Below are 18,556 nucleotides of genomic sequence, written 5' to 3' on the forward strand. Positions count from 1 at the left end.
TAATGGTTTAAGTAACTTTAGGTCTTAACCAAACTATTATTCAAACCTAAATGAAATCGTTCTTTCGTTACCTAGCCATTGCATCATTTGTATGCATTTCTTCATCCCTTTTTTCTCAAGATTTTTCAGCATTGGAGTATCGTACAATTGGTCCATCAAGAGGTGGTCGTGTTACCACGGTTACCGGTACACCTGTTTTACCGGGCACTTTTTATCTAGGAGCTTCAGGTGCTGGAGTATGGAAAACCGATGATTACGGTACATCTTGGAACAATGTTTCTGATGGTTTTTTTGATACGCCCTCTATTGGAGCTATTGAAGTTGCCGTCAATGATCCTAATATCGTTTATGTTGGTACTGGTTCTGATGGACTTCGTAGTAACATCATTAGTGGTAAAGGAGTTTATAAATCTATAGATGCCGGAGAAACCTGGGATCATATTGGATTAGCAAAAGCTGGACAAATCGGTGCGGTTGAAATTGACCCTACCAATAACAATATCGTTTGGGTTGCAGCAATTGGCGATGCATTTAAAGCGAATGAAGAACGTGGTATTTATAAAACTATAGATGGTGGTGTTACTTGGGAAAAGATGCTACACATATCTAACACAACCGGATTTGCAGATATAGAGCTATTACCCGGAAACCCTAATATTGTTTATGCTGCTGCTTGGAAAGCACAACGTACACCTTGGACTATTATATCTGGAGGAGAAAACAAAGAAGGAGGAATCTATAAATCTGTAAATGGCGGTAAAGATTGGATTAAACTAGAAACAGGATTACCACAAGGACTAATCGGTAAAATAGATTTAGCAGTTTCAGCAGTAGATTCAAGTATTCTTTATGCTGTAATTGAAGCTCCTGGTGATGAAGGCGGTGTATACAAATCTGTAGATCAAGGTAAAACCTTTGTACAGACATCTAATCATAAAGGGTTGGTCAATAGACCTTTCTATTATATTAATATAGAATTAGACCCTACCAATCCTGACATAGTGTATTCCAATGCCAACCCATTATTAAAATCTACCAATGGCGGAAAAGATTGGACGATGATGTCGGTTCCACACGGCGATAATCATGATATATGGTTAAACCCTAATAATCCAGATTTACTAATACAATGTAATGATGGTGGTGCCAATGTTTCTCATAATGGTGGTAAAACATGGTCATCGCAATTCAATCAGCCAACGGCAGAAATATATCAAGTTGCTGTGGATGACCAATATCCTTATTGGATCTATGGTGCACAACAAGATAATACCACCATTGCCATACCAAGTTCAGCACCTAGTGGAACTTCCGCTCAGGGTACGCAGGTTATGATTGAAGTAGGTGGTTGTGAAACCGGTCCTTCAATACCAAAACCAGGCAATCATAATATCGTTTATAACAACTGTAAAGGACGATTTAGTGTTTACAATAAAATTACAGGTGTAGGTAGGGAATATTCTATTGGTGCTTCTAATATTTATGGACATAATCCTAAAGATTTAAAATATCGTTTTCAGCGTGTAGCTCCTGTTCATGTTTCACCACATGATCCAGATGTTGTGTATATGGGTTCTCAGTTTGTACATAAAACAAGGAACGACGGTGTTATTTGGGAAACGATTTCTCCGGATTTAACTGCTTTTGAAGCTGATAAGCAAGTGATTTCCGGCAGTCCGATTACCAGAGACATTACCGGTGAGGAATACTACAGTACTATATATTCCATAAGAGAATCAAAAATTAAAAAAGATTTAATCTGGACAGGATCTAATGATGGTGTGGTTTCTTTGACTCAAGATGGCGGACAAACTTGGACGACCGTAACGCCTAAGAAAATGCCTAAAGGTGGTAGAGTGGAGTCTATTGAACCTTCTCAATTTAATCCTGCGATAGCATATATATCTGTAGATAGACATTTATTAGGTGATACTACTCCGTATTTCTATAAAACGGTAGATTATGGTAAAACTTGGGAATTATTGAGTACTGCTACAAACGGTATTCCGTCTGACTATACTGCTAAAGTATTGCGTGAAGACCCTGAAACAAAGGGAATTTTATATGCAGGTACTGAATACGGCATGTTCGTTTCTTTGAACGATGGAAAAGATTGGAAATCTTTTCAGCAAAATTTACCGGTAACACCAATTACCGATATCATTATACAAAGAGGCGATTTAGTTTTAAGTACCATGGGACGTGGTTTTTGGGTATTGGATAACATTACCTCTTTAAGAGATTCTGCTATTGCTAATTTAGACGATACCCCTGTATTGTTTAAACCAGATAATACCTTTAGATATCGTACGCCTAGAAGAGCAAAAGGATTTCCTAATTATCCTTCAACGGGAGTTCTAATTGATTACTACCTACCAAAAGAACTTAAAACCGAAGTACAATTAGAAATTTTAGATGCTAACAATCAATCTATAGCAACTATCATAAGTGACTCTACAAAAGTGAAATCCAGTAAAGAAGAAGTAGAGAATATGGCGCTTAGTATGGCTTTTAGTTACTTTGATAATAAATTGGAAACTAAAAAAGGTATTAATAGATTTCAATGGGATATGCGCCAAAAAGGAGCATGGAGCGACAAAGAATCTAGAAGCTACAAAAATGGACCAATGGTACTGCCAGGAACTTACACGGCAAAACTGACAGTAGGTAAAGAAACATTTGAGCAACCTTTTGAGATTTTGGTTGACCCAAGATTAGCCGAAGAAGGCATTGATGAAACAATTATAAAAGATCATTTAGTATTTGAAAACAAAGTGTTAGCACTACTAACCGAGGCTAGAAAATTTCAATCGCAATTAGAGAAAGAAATCAAGAAAACAACAGGAGACAAAAAAGCTTCTTTAGAGAAAATATTAAAAGAAATCAAGAATGATGAAGGAGCTTATCCGCAGCAAATGCTAGTGCCTCAAATTGCCTATTTATCTTACATCGTTGGCGGTGCAGATAAAATACCTGGCAATGAAGAAGTAGAGCGTTTAAAAGAGCTTCAATTACAGTTTAATACCATAAAAAATCAAGTGGAATTGAACTAAACTAAAAATGGGCAATTGCAGTTTAAATAGTAATTGCCCAAAAATTCTCATCGATAAAATTCCACTTTCTGTATAAAAATATAAGGTAGACTTCTATTCCTTTTTAATAAGGAAGTATAAAGTTTCACATTTGGAGTGTTAATTATAAACACGCTTAAATGAAACATTATATATTCATAGCTGTCATTCTACTTACCCAATTTACATTTGGTCAAGATGTAGAAACCAATACGACTTCAAAAATATGGTCACTAGAAGATTGTATTTCTTATGCCATTGAGCATAATATCACTTTAAAAGATGCCGATTTAAATACTAGTATTTCTGAAGTAGATTACAATCAGTCCAAATCTGCCAAACTACCGAATCTTTTTGGTAGTGCTTCTCAAAATTTTTCTAGCGGTACTTCTATTGACCCCATAACCAGTGATTATGTTTCTGATCAAATACTTAGTACCAATCTTGGAATAAATAGTTCCGTCACACTTTTTCAGGGTAATCAGTTAACCAATCAGGTTAAGCAGAACAAACTTTTAATTGAACAAAATAGTTTATTGGCACAAGAGGCCAAAAACAATATTGTTATCAGCATATTAGAATCATATCTACAAACACTATATAGTAAAGAAGGAATTACTATTGCCGAAAACAATCTTAATGCCTCTGAAAAAGAGGTAATTCGGGCAAAATCTAGATTAGAAGCCGGTACTATTGCTTTGAGCGATTATACTGAGGCGCAAAGTCAAGCCGCAACTAATAAATACAATGTTATTGCAGCTAAAAACGACTATGAACTAAACATCATCACGCTAAAGCAGTTATTAGAATTATCTCCATTAGAAGATTTACAGATTGAAACCGTGGATGAAAATGAAGATTTAATTCACCTTGAGTTAAATAGAGAGGCTATTTATACCAATGCCCTTTCATACTTACCGGAAGTGGAAGCTAGTGCAACCACTATAGAAATTAATGAAAAAGAGCTAGATATAGCAAAAGGCGGTTATTTACCAACGTTGTCATTGACCGGTAGTGTTGGATCTGGTTACACAAGTATTAGCGACAACAATTTCACAGATCAATTAGATGTCAATTTTAATCAAAGATTGGGTCTAAGTCTTAGTATACCGATTTTCAATAGAAACCAAACAAAGTCCGCGGTACAAATAGCATCTTTTAATATAGAAAAAGCTGAAATACAAAAACAAACAGTAGAAAAAGAGGTAATTAAAAAAGTAGAAACAGCATACCAAAACGCATTATCATCGCAAGAGCAGTTAGTTGCTGCAGAAGCATCACAAGATGCCGCAGAACAGTCGTATAATCTAGCTCAAAAGAAATATGAGTTGGGAGATTTAAGTACTACAGACCTTGTAGTCAGTCAAAATACGTATACAAATGCCCAACAGAATTATTTACAATCTAAATACCTAAATATTTTATACCATCAATTATTACAATTCTATCAAGGAAACGAAATTAAACTTTAACAAAATGAAAAATAAAAAAAATATCATAATAGGCGGTGTCATTTTGGTCATCTTGGCTTTTGTTGCATATAGCTTTTTTAAGGGTGATGATACTGTTGCTATTGAAGCCAAAACAGTAGCTGCCAAAAAAGGTGATGTAACTACAATGGTAACAGCAACAGGAACTATTGAACCTATAAATCAAGTTGATGTAGGTACGCAAGTTTCGGGTGTTGTAGAGAAGATTTATGTGGATTATAATAGTGTAGTTACAGAAGGACAATTGATTGCTGAATTAGATAAAACCAACCTTAGAGCAGCTATGACGCAGGCACAAGCTTCATACGATAATGCGGTAAGCAATCGTAATTATTTACAAACTATTTACGACAGACAAAAGTCCTTATATGACAATCAAGTCATTAGCAAATCTGATTATGACGATGCCTTTTTCAATTATGAGACTGCAAAAGGTACGGTTACACAACGTTTATCTGATCTACAGCAAGCGAGAACCAACTTAGGTTACGCCAATATCTATTCTCCAATTGATGGTGTAGTACTATCTAGAGATATTGATGAAGGACAAACCGTTGCCGCAAGTTACAGTACACCAACACTATTTACCATTGCCCAAGATTTAAAAGAAATGCAAGTGGAAGCTGACGTTGATGAGGCAGATATAGGTGTAGTAAAAGAGGGACAACGTGTAAGTTTTACTGTGGATGCCTACCAAGGTCAAGAATTTGAAGGTGAGGTAACGCAGGTAAGGTTGGACCCTACAATTACATCGAACGTGGTGACCTATACAGTGGTTATTAAAGCCGATAATCCTGATTTAAGATTGAAACCAGGTCTTACAGCTACCATTTCAATCTATACTTTAGAATTAAAAGATGTGCTATCCGTAGAAGCGAAGGCTATAAATTTTAAGCCGACTCCCCCTGAAATGATGGCTTATAATGAACAAGAAGAATTGACTGTGGAACCTCCAAAAGGTGGGGGACCAAAACCTGATGAAAATGATGATAGTACAAGGGTTTGGGTTCTCGAATCCAATGGTGCTATTTCTCCAAAAAAGGTGACTTTAGGAGCTAGTGACGGAGTAAACGTTCAAATATTAAGCGGTATTAATGAAGGAGATAAACTGGTGTATAGTTTAAAATCAGAAGCTACTCAATCTGGTGCCCCAGCAGGAGGTACAGAAGAGAGTCCGTTTATGCCACAACGTCCGGGAGGTAAAAAGAAATAACCATGAGTAAAGAAATCATAAAAATTGAAAACTTAAAGCGTGAGTTTACCATGGGTACCGAAACGGTTCATGCCTTACGTGGTATATCATTTACTATTGAAGAAGGTGAATTTGTAACCATCATGGGTTCTAGTGGATCTGGTAAGAGTACGATGCTTAATATTTTAGGATGTTTGGACCAACCTACATCGGGCACCTATGAAATTGATGGTGTAAGCATGAAAGATTTAAGTAGAAATGAATTGGCGACGATCAGAAATGAAAAAATCGGATTCATATTTCAATCATATAATCTTTTAGCTAGAACTTCAGCCATTGAGAATGTAGAGCTTCCACTTTTATATAATAGTAAAGTATCTACGGAAGAACGCAGGGAACGTGCTATTAAAGCTCTTGAAATGGTTGGTTTAGGAGATAGATTACATCATACTCCTTCTCAACTTTCTGGTGGACAGCAGCAGCGTGTGGCCATTGCAAGATCTTTAGTAAACAACCCGGTAATGATATTGGCCGATGAGGCAACAGGAAATTTGGATACGAGAACATCTTATGAAATTATGTCACTGTTTCAAGATTTGAACAAAAAGGGAATTACCATCACATTCGTTACTCATGAGCCAGATATAGCAACATTTAGCAGTAGAACAATTGTATTAAAAGATGGAAGTATTATGCAAGATTATAAGAACCATAAAGTACAATCTGCAGCGGAGGAATTGGCAAAATTGCCACAAGAAAATCATTGATTATGAGAATATTAAATCTACTTAAAATTGCATTCAAGGCTATTGTTCTCAACAAAATGAGAACATTGTTAACCATGCTTGGTATTATTATAGGTGTAGCATCTGTAATTGCAATGCTGGCCATTGGTGAAGGCTCTAAAGAAAGCATAAGAAGTACCATTTCTAGCATGGGATCTAATATGATTACCATAAGACCTGGTACGGATGATAGAGGACCGGCAAGAGGTAGTGGTGGTGATGTGCAAACGTTGACACTAGATAATTATGAAGTCATAAAAGAAAAATCTACACTATTGAGCTACATTACACCAGTGGTGAACGGTGGCGGACAAGTCATTAGTGGTGCAAACAACTGGCCTAGTACTATATACGGTGTAAACCCTGATTATCTAGAAATTAAAGTTGTTGGTCTTCAAAGCGGTAGCATGTTCACCGATGCCGAAGTAAAATCTGCCTCTAAGGTGGTCATTCTTGGGCAAACGGTAGTCGATAATGTATTTCCCGACGGGCAAGAACCAGTAGGGCAAATGATACGTTTTGATAATATTCCGTTTAAGGTAATAGGAGTTTTAGAAGAAAAAGGAGAAAATACCTTTGGTCAAGATCAAGATGATGTTGTCATTGCTCCTTATACAACGGTTCAAAAACGAATTTTAGCAATAGATTATTTGAATCAAATAATGGGGTCGGCCGTTAGTGAAGATGACGCTCCCGATGCTGTTATAGAGGTCACCGATATTCTACGTGAAGAACACAAGCTCATGGATAATGAAGAAGATGATTTTACCGTACGGTCTATGGAAGAATTAATATCAACATTTAGTTCTACTAGTGAAATGCTAACTGTACTTTTAGTTGCTGTTGCCAGTATTTCATTGCTTATTGGTGGTATTGGTATTATGAATATCATGTACGTATCAGTAAAGGAGCGTACTAAAGAAATTGGACTACGTATGGCGGTAGGTGGTAAAGGATCTGATATTTTGTTGCAGTTTCTGATAGAAGCAATTTTAATAAGTATTACGGGCGGTGTGCTTGGGGTATTATTAGGGCTTAGCGCTACTGTTTTTATTGAAAAGTTCTTACATTGGCCTACAAGCGTAGCGATGTATTCTATAATAATTTCGTTTGCTGTTTGTGCGGTTACAGGTATTTTCTTTGGATGGTATCCTGCAAGAAAAGCTTCTGCTTTAGACCCGATTACAGCTTTACGTTATGAATAAATAATTATGTACAAGAATAAAAAAATAGTAATTGCGCAGCATCTTATAATTTGGCTGGTGTTGTTTAGCATGCCCTTCGTTCTATCTTACGGGCAAGATTTGGATACAAATAGGTTGATTGCACATTTCTTAATACCAATGTTATTCTATGCTGTAATATTTTATTTAAACTTTTTTGTACTCATAGACAGGTTTCTTTTCTCTAATAAAACACTGATTTTTATCATCGTCAATCTAGTCTTAATCGGTTTCTTTATTTTATTGAAAGAGTTTATTGAAGACAATTATTTTAGCGAACTAATTAATAATAGACCCCCAAATGCAAATAGGGAAGGACCACCGTTTAAATTGTTCATATATGTCCAAATGCTGTCTTATGCGGCTCCTGTATTACTGTCCATAGCTATTAAATCGACTAAAAAATGGGTGAAGACAGAAGCAGAGCGAAAAGAAGCTGATAATTTTAAGTTACAAACAGAATTACAACATCTAAGATATCAACTTCAACCGCATTTCTTTTTCAACTCTTTAAATAACATATATTCATTGGTTGATATTTCGCCGGATAAAGCTAAATCTACCATACATAGTTTAGGTAAACTAATGCGGTATTTACTTTATGAAACGAATACAGAATTGGTGACACTTTCAAAAGAAATTGAATTTATGAGAAAGTATATCGAGTTAATGAAGTTAAGATTAACAGATAAAACTGAAGTAGAATCTAGTTTTCCAGTTAGTGATTCACAAATTAAAATTTCGCCATTATTATTTATATCTTTAATTGAGAATGCTTTTAAACACGGTGTTTCTGCCAGTACAAAAAGTATGATTTCTATTGACATGGCTATTAAAGGAAATAAGGTGGATTTCACTATTGAAAATCATAATTTTCCAAAACAAGATAGTGACAAAAGTGGTAGTGGCATTGGTTTACCGAACTTGGAAAAACGACTACAATTATTATATCCTAATAAACATTCTTTCAAAAAAGAACTTAGAGATGGTGTCTACAAGGTCAATTTGCAGATAGAGACTTAACTAGCGATTTGAATAGAATTAATTACAAATTTGTAATTATAATCATATGAAAATTAACCTATTACTGATTATTTCACTCATAGTACAAATTCACCTTTTTGCACACGAAGGTGGTCATGGAGACCCTTTAAGACAATGGGAATTACCAGCCAATAATAAAATTATCAAAGCTAATTTTATATCATATGAAAATGGTGAAGTTTGGCTTATGGACGGCAATCAAACTATTCAAATTTTTCAAATTACAGACTTTACAGAAGCTGATCAAAAGTTTATTAAAACAAAGAATAAATTCATTCATTCTTTAAATAACAGCGAAGCTATTGAGGTTGATTCACAATCATTATCAAGTTTTCATTGGGCACTTATTGGTTTAGGTATTTTCCTTTTGTCCTTTTCTGTTTTCAAATTGATAAAACAAAAAAAAGTAATATACTTAACTCACGGAGTACTTGGTTTAAGTGTCATTTTAATAGTATCATGTAAAAATACCGGTACTACTAAAACCAGTACTGTGCAAGTGCCAGCAAATGATGTTTCGCTTATGCAAACTTTTTTTAAAAAATTTGACGGTGTTACAACGCATTCAGATGAGAACTACCTGTATGTTTCATCAAATGGATTACCAGATCATGACATGATGGTTGGTATTACAAACTGGCAGCAACAAGTGCCTATCAAACAAGATTATACGGGTGATAATAGTTGGGCTATACCTACGCATCCAAAAATGGCGGAACATCCACTTTCTACTAAAACGAATCTCTTAAAAGGTGCAATTGCGGTTGCTGTTAATGGTATTCCAATTTTTAATCCTTTAAACAATAGAGGTGAAGATGCTAATGTTATTGGAGAATTAGATAAATGGGGTGGACATTGCGGTCGTGCAGATGATTACCATTATCATTTACCACCGTTACATTTACAAGATCAAGTAGGAGAAGGCAACCCTGTAGCCTATGCCGTTGATGGTTTTCCTGTTTATGGAAAAACAACGGAGACTCTAGACGAATACTTAGGTATACTAAACTCAGACGGATCTTATGAATACCACACTATTAATGAATATCCCTATTTTATTGCAGGTATGAGAGGTGAAGTAGTGCTAGACCCTAAAACCAAAGCTCCTGAAAACCAAGTTTATCCACAACCTAGAACGCAAGAACTTAGACCTGCATTAAGACCTTTACGCGGAGCTGAAATTATAAATTTTGAATCTACAGGTATTAACGCGTACTCTTTAACTTATCACTTAGATTCTAAAGACTATATTATAAATTATGGATGGAATAAGGAAAATGTTTACACCTACGAATTCTTAAATCCTGATGGAACATCAACTATAGAAACGTACAAACCTAGAAAATAATGAAACAAACTTCAATAGTAATACTTGCGCTTATTTCTTTTACAATAATTGGTTGTAAGAATAGTAATAAAACTGCACAAAAAGAGGCAACACCACAATCAGATATTAGTATTTACAAAGGTACAGCTTCAGTTTCTCAAGGACCTGCAACAGTTGAAACTGAAAACATATATGAATGTGATAGAGGTAGAAAAGCACCTATTGGAACATCTACAGCAATAGATGGTAGTAGCTGGACTGTACCGTCAACAGTTAATTTCACCGATGATAATTTCCCTTTGGCTTCAGATTTGTTCAACCCGTGTACCAAAGTTGAATATGCTTCTGCAGAAGATGCTTTAGCAGCATTAGATGGTAAAGATATCGTTGAAGTAGATGCAGATGGCGAAGTAATTACGGCCTACATATTTGCTGACAATTATTTTGAAATGTACATAAACGGTATGCCTGTTGGTAAAGATAATGTTCCATTTACCCAATTTAATTCTAACATGGTTCGGTTTAAAGTAAATACTCCTTTTACTATCGCCATGAAGCTAGTCGACTGGGAAGAGAATAGTGGGCTAGGATCAGAAAGCAATAGGGGAAAAGCATTTCACCCTGGAGATGGTGGTATGGTTGGCGTTTTCAAAAATGCTAATAATGAAATTATTGCCACTACAAATTCAAATTGGAAAGCACAGACTTATTACATCGCACCAATAAAAGATTTATCATGTGTTTCTGAAAAAGGTGCTTTGAGATTAAGTGATAATTGCAGTACCGAAGATTCAGATGATGGAACCTCTTACTTTGCCTTACACTGGCAAACTCCATCAGATTGGCAATCAACAAGCTTTGATGATAGTAAATGGCCTAATGCATCTGAATATGCAAATGATGTTATTGGCGTAGACAACAAACCGTCATATACCAACTTTACAGATATTTTCGATAATAATTCTGCTGATGCCCAGTTTATATGGTCTACTAATGTAATTTTGGATAACGAAGTGCTTGTTAGGTATACTGTAGAATAAATATCTCATTGTAAAGTAACTGATTGAATACAAGAAAACACTGTTCTTTAATTTATCTTAAAAACTAATATGGAAGCTATTCAAATAACCTGTATGATTGTTGATGATGAGCCTATGGCTGTTAATCTAGTAGAGAGTTATGTAGAAAAAACCCCATATTTAAAGTTGATTAGAAAATGTAATAGCGCAATTGAAGCTATGCAGTTTTTAAATATAGAACAGGTTGATCTTCTTTTTCTTGACATTCAAATGCCAGATTTAACAGGAATTGAGTTTTCTAAAATGTTACCAAAAAATTCTAAGGTCATCTTCACCACCGCCTTTGACCAATATGCCTTAGAAGGCTTTAAAGTAGAGGCTTTAGATTACCTACTTAAACCTTTTGATTACGCTGAATTCTTAACTGCTTCCAACAAAGCTTTAGAGTGGTTTTCATTAGTAAGAGGAAATAAAACCAATCAAACTCAAGAAATACCGCAAGAAAAGGAGTTTCTTTTCGTAAAGTCAGAATACAAACAACTGCGAATTAAGTTGGCAGATGTATTATATTTTGAAGGATTAAAAGACTACATTAAAATTTGGCTAATAGATAATCCTAAACCTATATTAACTCTTATGAGTCTTAAAAGTTTAGAAGAAGAACTACCTGCTGCTAATTTTATGCGTGTACACCGATCATTCATTGTAGCTCTAAAATATGTTGAAGTAATTGAACGTAGTCAAATCATTATCAATAAGCAACGCATTACGGTCTCTGAACAGTACAAGCCCCGATTTCTAGAATACATTAATGACAATTCATTAAATTCTTAAGGTTAAAAATTGATACCATTGATAAAAAAAGCTATCTGATTGCATTTCTACTTAAAGACGATTAATATTATAAAGCACTATTTTCTTAAAATTTGATTATTTGAGATAATTATATTTTTAATCTCATTAATACCTCATTGCCATAACCTTTAACTTCATTACAAACTAAATAACAATGAGCAGAGGGTTTGTAAAAGAAGAAGATCAGGAAGAAATACCGATGGTGCCGCCTAGGGCAGATTTACCTAACGGAGCCGTTAATTACGTTACTAAAATTGGGTATAATAATTTGTTAGCAGAAAGGAATGGCTTTTTGGTTGAAAAAGAATCTTTACAACATGACAATGAGAATGAAAGACGTATTGCAAGTAATTTTATCAATGCGAAATTACAATTACTGAATGAGCGAATTGCAAGTGCTAAAATTGTAGACCTAAAAAATCAACCACAAAATGAAATTCGTTTCGGTGCCACTATAACAGTAGTAATTGATAATGCAGAAACACCACAACAATTTCAAATAGTTGGTGTTGATGAGGCAAACATAGCGAAAGGTAAAATTTCGTTTCTATCACCTATTGCACGACTATTAATTTCTAAACATGTTGGTGATATTGCAACATTGCAATTAGGTAAAGTAGAACGTATTTTTAAAATTATAGAGATATCGTACATGTAATAAACACAGTCTTAAAAGCAGTAAACTTTATATTGATATAATAAAAAAGAGGACCCAGTGGGTCCTCTTTTTTCATGTTATATATCTAACAGCGCTTATTCTTCGCTTGACATTACATCACTTAGCTCCAACTCTTCATCCATTGAATTATCAACTAGAACCGAATCTTTTAATACATTGAATTTTTCTACTCGTTCCATATCATCTTCTTCACCAGAGAAATATGGAAAAACATCCATAATTGGAGATTCTGCTATTGACGGCACAGAGTATTCACCCATAGTATCTTTCATAACACTTATGGTATTGTCATAAGCTTCCTTTACATCATTCGCCTGTATTAGTAAATACATGTTCGTTTTACGTTCCTTACCACTTTCTTCGTCAAAAGCAATTAAAGAAACTTTAGATTTAAACCATCTGTCTGAATTTTCGAACGGATGAATCTCGGCAAAATTTGCCACCTTAATATTGGTGATTTTAATTTCTTCTGTATCGCTTAAGTAAACCGACATTTCTTCGGTGATTCTACTTTCGGCTTCAGTATAGGAAATGGCATCAACCAAAAATGGCTCTGTTTTTACCTTTAACATTCCTGAAGCTTCGTCTAGCTTTCTATATTTTATTTTACACTCGTACCACGTTGCACTCATAATTTCCTTTTATTTTGGGGTGCTAAATATACTTCTTAGTCATAGTTTGAAAAGCCAAAAAATGCAATAGATATTCACAATTTAAGAGTGATGAGTGTAGTCTACTTAAAATTAGACACTTAGAAGTTATTCAATAATTTCTGAAATATTGAACAATTGAATAGTATAAAATTGGAAAGAATTACGAATTAAAACAATTCATCTTTTACCCGGTCATAGTAAGAATCACTAACGGGTATCATAACATCAGACAATAATAAATCTCTACCTTTTAAGCCGGTTACACTGTTTTTATTAATGATATATGATCTATGCACTCTCATAAACATGGCACTCGGCAACTCTTGTTCTAAGGCTTTTAAACGTTGATTACTTATAATTTTCTTGTCAGCCATATGGAAGGTAACATACTCGCTATCGCTAACTATATACTGAATATCTTCAAATTTCACCTTATGTAAATCATAGCCGGATTTAATAGTAAATGAATCGGACTTTTCTACTATTTTATTGCTTTTCACCTTATTTACAGCAGTAACAAAACGTTCAAACGTTATTGGTTTTAATAGATAATCTACTGCATTTAATTCATATCCTTCCAAAGCATATTGGGAGTATGCTGTGGTAAAAATTATCTTAGTATTAGAATCTACCATTTTAGCAAAATCAGTTCCTTTTATCTCAGGCATTTGAATGTCCAAAAACAAAACATCTACATCATGTTCTTTCATTAATTGTAAAGCCTCTAACGGATTTTCAGCCTCTCCCACCAAATTCAAAAAATCTAATTTTTCGATATAACTTATCAGTAGGGCTCGTGCCAATTCTTCGTCATCTACGACTATACAATTTATACTATTCATTCAACTGCAGTTTTAAATTCACTTTAAAAGCCTCTGTGGTTTCATTAATTAGTAATTCATGACGGTTTGGGTATAGAATTGCCAATCGTTTTTTTACATTATCTATTCCAATACCGCCAACATCATCCTTTACTACCTTAAATTCAGGTTTACTGTTCTCTAGCTCAAAATCAATACTACTTTCGGTAGCAGTAATTTTAAGATTAATAAAGGTTCCTGTTACTTTTTCAATATTACTATGCTTTAAGGCATTTTCCAAAAAAGGAATCAATAACATAGGTACTATTTCAACATTTTGATCCTCAATTGAAAAAGTCGTCGTTATAGGATATGTTTTACTACTTTTTAGACAAAACAGTTTTATGTAATTTTCAATGTAATCTATCTCCTTGTAAAGTGGCACAATTTCTTGCTCGCACTCGTATAAAACATACCTAAGCATATCTGACAAGTAACTAATACTTTGTTGTGTTCTTCCAGAATCTATGGCAGACAATGCATATATATTGTTCAAAGCATTGAATAAAAAATGCGGATTAATCTGTGATTTCAATAGCTTCAACTCTGTCTGCAAAGCCTCATTTTTATTGATTACGATTTCCTCTTCTTTTCGCCGAGCAAATAAAAATATTTCAACAAGGGTAGCAATCACATAAGCTAAGGCAATTAGTAACAAATTAATAAAATACCTTGAAGGTGGTCTACGATTAATATCTAATGGTGGTCCATCTTCAAATCTAGGTCCCGTTCCTGGTCCGCCAGCTCCGGGTCCCTGTCCAAATCCAGGACCAGGCATCTGTCTTATCGTATTTTCAGATCCTAGTATTTGATCAGGAACAATATTGGTTAAAATTAGCGTGACCACAAAAACCGTAATTATAGAAACTATAGTAAATGCTATATACTTTTTTTTAAGTAATAATTGTGGAACCGTATAATAAATCAATATCGCAATTACTACAATCTGAAATAAGAGTGCCAATCCATTCTCAACTGCAAATTGAATATCACTGCCACTAAAAATCCATGCAATTGACCAAATCAGTAACCATAGGGCTACATGAAATATAAAATTCTTATGTCTGTTCATGATGCAAATAAAAGGAATAAAAAATCAAACATACCCCGTAAATATGGCGATAAATAGGTTATAATAAAGAGTTCGCTGTTTATAATATGGCATTCACTTAAAAGTAAACAGCAAATACTTAATGCGCTCATATTACATTAAAGTTTCTTACATCTTTGTATTCGAATATTAACTATAAAATTAAAATATATGAAACGTATTACTTTAAAAACAGGATTACTATTTGCAATGTTAGTTGCATTTGGAACTGTAGCTGTTAACGCACAATCTAGAGGAGAAAGAAAAGAACCACCTACATATGCCAAACTTTTAGAAGAAATGGATGCAGATGAAGATGGTCAGCTTTCGGAAGATGAAGTAAAAGGTCCTTTAAAGGATAACTTTTCTGAAATAGATGCCAATGAAGATGGTTTTATTTCAGAAGAAGAATTTGATGAGGCTCCAAAACCAAAAGGAAGACCTAGAAATTAATTTTTCTCTCATTTTAAATAAAAATTTGAATCAATAATTTTTGTTGTAGTTAGCCCAAAGCTTCATGAGTGATCATGAAGCTTTATTTAAAATAAGAAGGTAAATACAAAAGTATGGTCTTATTCAGAAAGGTTAGAAGTAAGTTATTGAAACTAGAAAAATTTAAAACGTATTTCATTTATGCTCTAGGTGAAATTTTATTGATTGTGGTGGGTCTTTTAATTGCCTGGAAAATCAATAATATGAATGAGACTAGAAAAAATAGAGTTGTTGAGATTAAAATATATAAAAGTTTAAGCCAAGAATTAGATACGAATTTGGTTGTTTTAGATAGTGCTATTGTAGAATACACAAGAAGTATACAAATGCTTCAAAATACCATTAATTATCTAGGAACACAGCCCAAGAAATTAACACAGGATGCAAAATCTCTGATAGTAAATTTAAATTACAACAAGACAATAGTAAGAGATGAAGCCATTAATTCTATCAATGCTACCAATAAATTCGAGTTTATTGAAAGTGATTCACTTAAACAATTAATTTCTGCATACCCTAACGAATTAGATAGTTTTAATAATCAACAAAACAAGATTGAAAATATAATTACAGATCGTTTGAAACCCGTAATAGAAAAACACATTTCTCTTATGGAAATTTTGCCGCAGAATAGTTATAATTATCAACGTATTAAAAATTATGGGAATCAGTCTAATTACCCAGAACTACTTGTTAGTCGTGAATATCAAAATAGTGTAATAGACAGATTACTACAGACCAAGGGTCAATTGACGATTGCTAAAAGCTTAAAAGAGAAAACTAAAACAATTGCCACAAAGTTGAATCAAGAATTGAACAGACCTTAATTCCTTTAATATATTATCAATTTAAACCTAAAATTATGATACAAAAAAACAAATATTTGATTTTGGCCTACTTCCTTTTCGCCTTTACCGCTATTGGTTTTGTAAGTTGTAGCAGTGATGACTCTTCAACTACAGATGATTCGGTAATTGAAGATGAAGACGATACAACTTCTGACGACACAGACGATGACACCACTGATGAAGATACAAATACGGTAAGTGTAGATGCTTCTTACTTTTATACAACAGATGGCTCTGTTACTATTACAACCGTACCCTGCACATTATCAGATGGTACAGAAACTGATTGCTATCAAATAGTAACTACCAGTCTACCTGGAGATCATGAAATGGGACCTTGGTGCCCTGGTAATATTGAAGATGACGCTACAGAAGGTGGTATTTGGTTAGAAGGTGGCGAAGTATATGATGTAGATGGTGCTTTCGTTGAAAATATGGCGACATTCTATGATGACCCAAATTGGTTAATGTACGATGCTAATGGTGATATTTATATTACCGATACACAAGAAGATTGTGAAAATGCGGCTAACCCAAATGTTGGTGACGAATATGAGAATTTTTGTGTAGAATGTCTTCCTTCTTATATAACCGATCTAAGTCAGACTTGGACAATACCTATTACCCCTGTAATACAAGAAACAGCTGTATTTTTTACTACTGGTGGTGGTGGACCAGGTGGTCCGGGAACAACTTCAGCTCCTTCAACACGTGGTGTTGCCTTAAATGGAATTGAATTTTCTGCTCCGGCGCCTGTTGATAATATATTGGGTGCTTATACATTAGCTCCTTTTGATGATGCTGGAGGGCATATCAATGTTAACCAAGGATACCATTATCATGCTGCTACAGGTTTTAGCACAAAAATAATTCAAGATGATGGTCATGCCGCACTAATAGGTTATGCTCTAGACGGTTTCGGTATTTACGAACTAGCGGACAGTAGTGGTGTAGAGGCTACTGACTTAGATGAATTAAGAGGGCATACAGATGATACAAGAGGTTATCATTATCACGTAGATGCAGCAGGGAACAATAATTTTATCGATGGATTGAAGGGTGCGTACGTAAATTAAAATCAAGGATATGAAAAAGTATATATCAGTTTGTATCGTAGTGCTATGTTCCATGCTAGGTTATGCTCATAACCCAGATGTCTCTACCACAATGTTAGTAGAGAAAGAAAATAATATTTGGGTACTTCAGATTAGTTCTTCCTTAACGGCTTTTCAGCAAGAAGTGCGAACACATTTTTCTGAAACTCCGTATAAAACCCCCGAGGAGTTTCAACAAATGGTTTTAGAGCATATTAAGAATAACCTTGAAATTAGCTATGACAATGGCTCAAAAATCAACTTTGGTCAAGGTATAGTAAAGCTAGGGCATGAAACTAAAGTCGTATTCGAAGTATTTGGAATACCTTCTAATTTACAGTCCTTAAAGGTAACAAACACCACCTTTAAGGATATTGGTAGAAGCCAAAGTGCATTGTTCATTTTTAAAGATGGCTTCAGTAAAGATCAGTTTATCTTAAATAATGAAAACGAGCATTCTTTAGAACTCAAAGCTAGCGGAAATAAGTTTGTTATAGTTAATCAACAAAATGCAGGTTTTGATTCTAAATATATCATTTTGATCGTATTGAGCCTTTTAGCTTTTAGTTTATTAATACACAAGATTATTTTTTCAAACAATGATCTATAAATAATATCTAGATATTATTTAAAATGGAGCAACTAATATGAGTTGCTCCATTTTTGTTTTAATCAAAACCGAACCGGTTTGGTTACTCCAACGCCTACATTTTCAGCTATATATTCATTTTCTAAAATTAGTTGACCATAAAAGAATAGGTATTCACTTAATTCTATATGTGATTTACTGAATGTTAAAATTCTGCTACCAACATATTCATATACTTGTGTCAT

Annotated in this window: 18 protein-coding genes; 14 read left to right on the forward strand and 4 right to left on the reverse strand. The window is 34.2% G+C overall.

What is annotated here, in order from left to right; all coding sequences use genetic code 11:
* The first annotated feature begins 50 nt into the window (after positions 1-50).
* From UH1x_RS18990 to UH1x_RS19035, 10 genes are all read left to right on the forward strand, one after another.
* Complete coding sequence (locus tag UH1x_RS18990) at positions 51-3,053, forward strand: WD40/YVTN/BNR-like repeat-containing protein (RefSeq protein ID WP_482623580.1); 3,003 nt, start codon at positions 51-53, stop codon at positions 3,051-3,053.
* A 158-nt stretch (positions 3,054-3,211) separates the two neighbouring features.
* Positions 3,212-4,543 (forward strand): TolC family protein, encoded by a 1,332-nt coding sequence (locus UH1x_RS18995; protein WP_405396967.1) that lies wholly within the window; start codon positions 3,212-3,214, stop codon positions 4,541-4,543.
* 4 nt (positions 4,544-4,547) lie between these two features.
* A complete protein-coding gene (locus tag UH1x_RS19000) occupies positions 4,548-5,774 on the forward strand; it encodes an efflux RND transporter periplasmic adaptor subunit (protein WP_482623582.1) in 1,227 nt (408 codons plus the stop codon).
* Positions 5,775-5,776: 2 nt separating this feature from the next.
* Entirely contained in the window at positions 5,777-6,520 is a 744-nt protein-coding gene (locus UH1x_RS19005; RefSeq protein WP_482623584.1) for an ABC transporter ATP-binding protein, read from the forward strand.
* A gap of 2 nt (positions 6,521-6,522) precedes the next feature.
* A complete protein-coding gene (locus UH1x_RS19010; RefSeq protein WP_405414689.1) occupies positions 6,523-7,743 on the forward strand; it encodes an ABC transporter permease in 1,221 nt (406 codons plus the stop codon).
* 6 nt (positions 7,744-7,749) lie between these two features.
* On the forward strand, positions 7,750-8,784 hold the full coding sequence (locus tag UH1x_RS19015) for a sensor histidine kinase (RefSeq protein ID WP_482623586.1): 1,035 nt from the start codon (positions 7,750-7,752) through the stop codon (positions 8,782-8,784).
* Positions 8,785-8,830: 46 nt separating this feature from the next.
* Positions 8,831-10,153 (forward strand): YHYH protein, encoded by a 1,323-nt coding sequence (locus UH1x_RS19020; RefSeq protein ID WP_482623588.1) that lies wholly within the window; start codon positions 8,831-8,833, stop codon positions 10,151-10,153.
* Positions 10,153-11,172 carry a hypothetical protein gene (locus UH1x_RS19025; RefSeq protein WP_482623590.1) on the forward strand — a complete coding sequence of 340 codons (1,020 nt, stop codon included), beginning with the start codon at positions 10,153-10,155 and terminating at the stop codon, positions 11,170-11,172. Before UH1x_RS19020 ends, UH1x_RS19025 begins: the two co-directional genes overlap by 1 nt.
* Positions 11,173-11,241: 69 nt before the next feature.
* Entirely contained in the window at positions 11,242-11,985 is a 744-nt protein-coding gene (locus UH1x_RS19030; RefSeq protein WP_482623592.1) for a LytR/AlgR family response regulator transcription factor, read from the forward strand.
* 175 nt (positions 11,986-12,160) lie between these two features.
* Entirely contained in the window at positions 12,161-12,664 is a 504-nt protein-coding gene (locus tag UH1x_RS19035) for a GreA/GreB family elongation factor (RefSeq protein ID WP_482623594.1), read from the forward strand.
* A gap of 95 nt (positions 12,665-12,759) precedes the next feature.
* Here UH1x_RS19035 and UH1x_RS19040 read toward each other — a convergent pair whose 3' ends face one another.
* The 3 genes from UH1x_RS19040 to UH1x_RS19050 all read right to left on the reverse strand — a co-directional run bounded on the left by UH1x_RS19040 (position 12,760) and on the right by UH1x_RS19050 (position 15,270).
* The gene (locus tag UH1x_RS19040) at positions 12,760-13,317 is read right to left on the reverse strand and encodes a DUF4494 domain-containing protein (RefSeq protein ID WP_482623596.1); all 558 of its coding nucleotides are present in this window, start codon (positions 13,315-13,317) and stop codon (positions 12,760-12,762) included.
* A gap of 188 nt (positions 13,318-13,505) precedes the next feature.
* A complete protein-coding gene (locus tag UH1x_RS19045) occupies positions 13,506-14,180 on the reverse strand; it encodes a LytR/AlgR family response regulator transcription factor (RefSeq protein ID WP_482623598.1) in 675 nt (224 codons plus the stop codon).
* Entirely contained in the window at positions 14,173-15,270 is a 1,098-nt protein-coding gene (locus UH1x_RS19050) for a sensor histidine kinase (RefSeq protein ID WP_482623600.1), read from the reverse strand. Before UH1x_RS19050 ends, UH1x_RS19045 begins: the two co-directional genes overlap by 8 nt.
* Positions 15,271-15,459: 189 nt before the next feature.
* Here UH1x_RS19050 and UH1x_RS19055 point away from each other — a divergent pair, with 189 nt between their 5' ends.
* The 4 genes from UH1x_RS19055 (at position 15,460) to UH1x_RS19070 (ending at position 18,332) form a co-directional block, all read left to right on the forward strand.
* Positions 15,460-15,741 (forward strand): EF-hand domain-containing protein, encoded by a 282-nt coding sequence (locus UH1x_RS19055; protein ID WP_482623602.1) that lies wholly within the window; start codon positions 15,460-15,462, stop codon positions 15,739-15,741.
* Positions 15,742-15,887: 146 nt separating this feature from the next.
* On the forward strand, positions 15,888-16,607 hold the full coding sequence (locus UH1x_RS19060) for a DUF6090 family protein (protein ID WP_482623604.1): 720 nt from the start codon (positions 15,888-15,890) through the stop codon (positions 16,605-16,607).
* A gap of 35 nt (positions 16,608-16,642) precedes the next feature.
* A complete protein-coding gene (locus tag UH1x_RS19065) occupies positions 16,643-17,704 on the forward strand; it encodes a YHYH protein (RefSeq protein WP_482623606.1) in 1,062 nt (353 codons plus the stop codon).
* A gap of 10 nt (positions 17,705-17,714) precedes the next feature.
* On the forward strand, positions 17,715-18,332 hold the full coding sequence (locus tag UH1x_RS19070; RefSeq protein WP_482623608.1) for a hypothetical protein: 618 nt from the start codon (positions 17,715-17,717) through the stop codon (positions 18,330-18,332).
* Between the two features lie 62 nt (positions 18,333-18,394).
* Here UH1x_RS19070 and UH1x_RS19075 read toward each other — a convergent pair whose 3' ends face one another.
* Entirely contained in the window at positions 18,395-18,556 is a 162-nt protein-coding gene (locus UH1x_RS19075; RefSeq protein ID WP_482623610.1) for a hypothetical protein, read from the reverse strand.

Source organism: Maribacter sp. UH1, assembly GCF_056839145.1.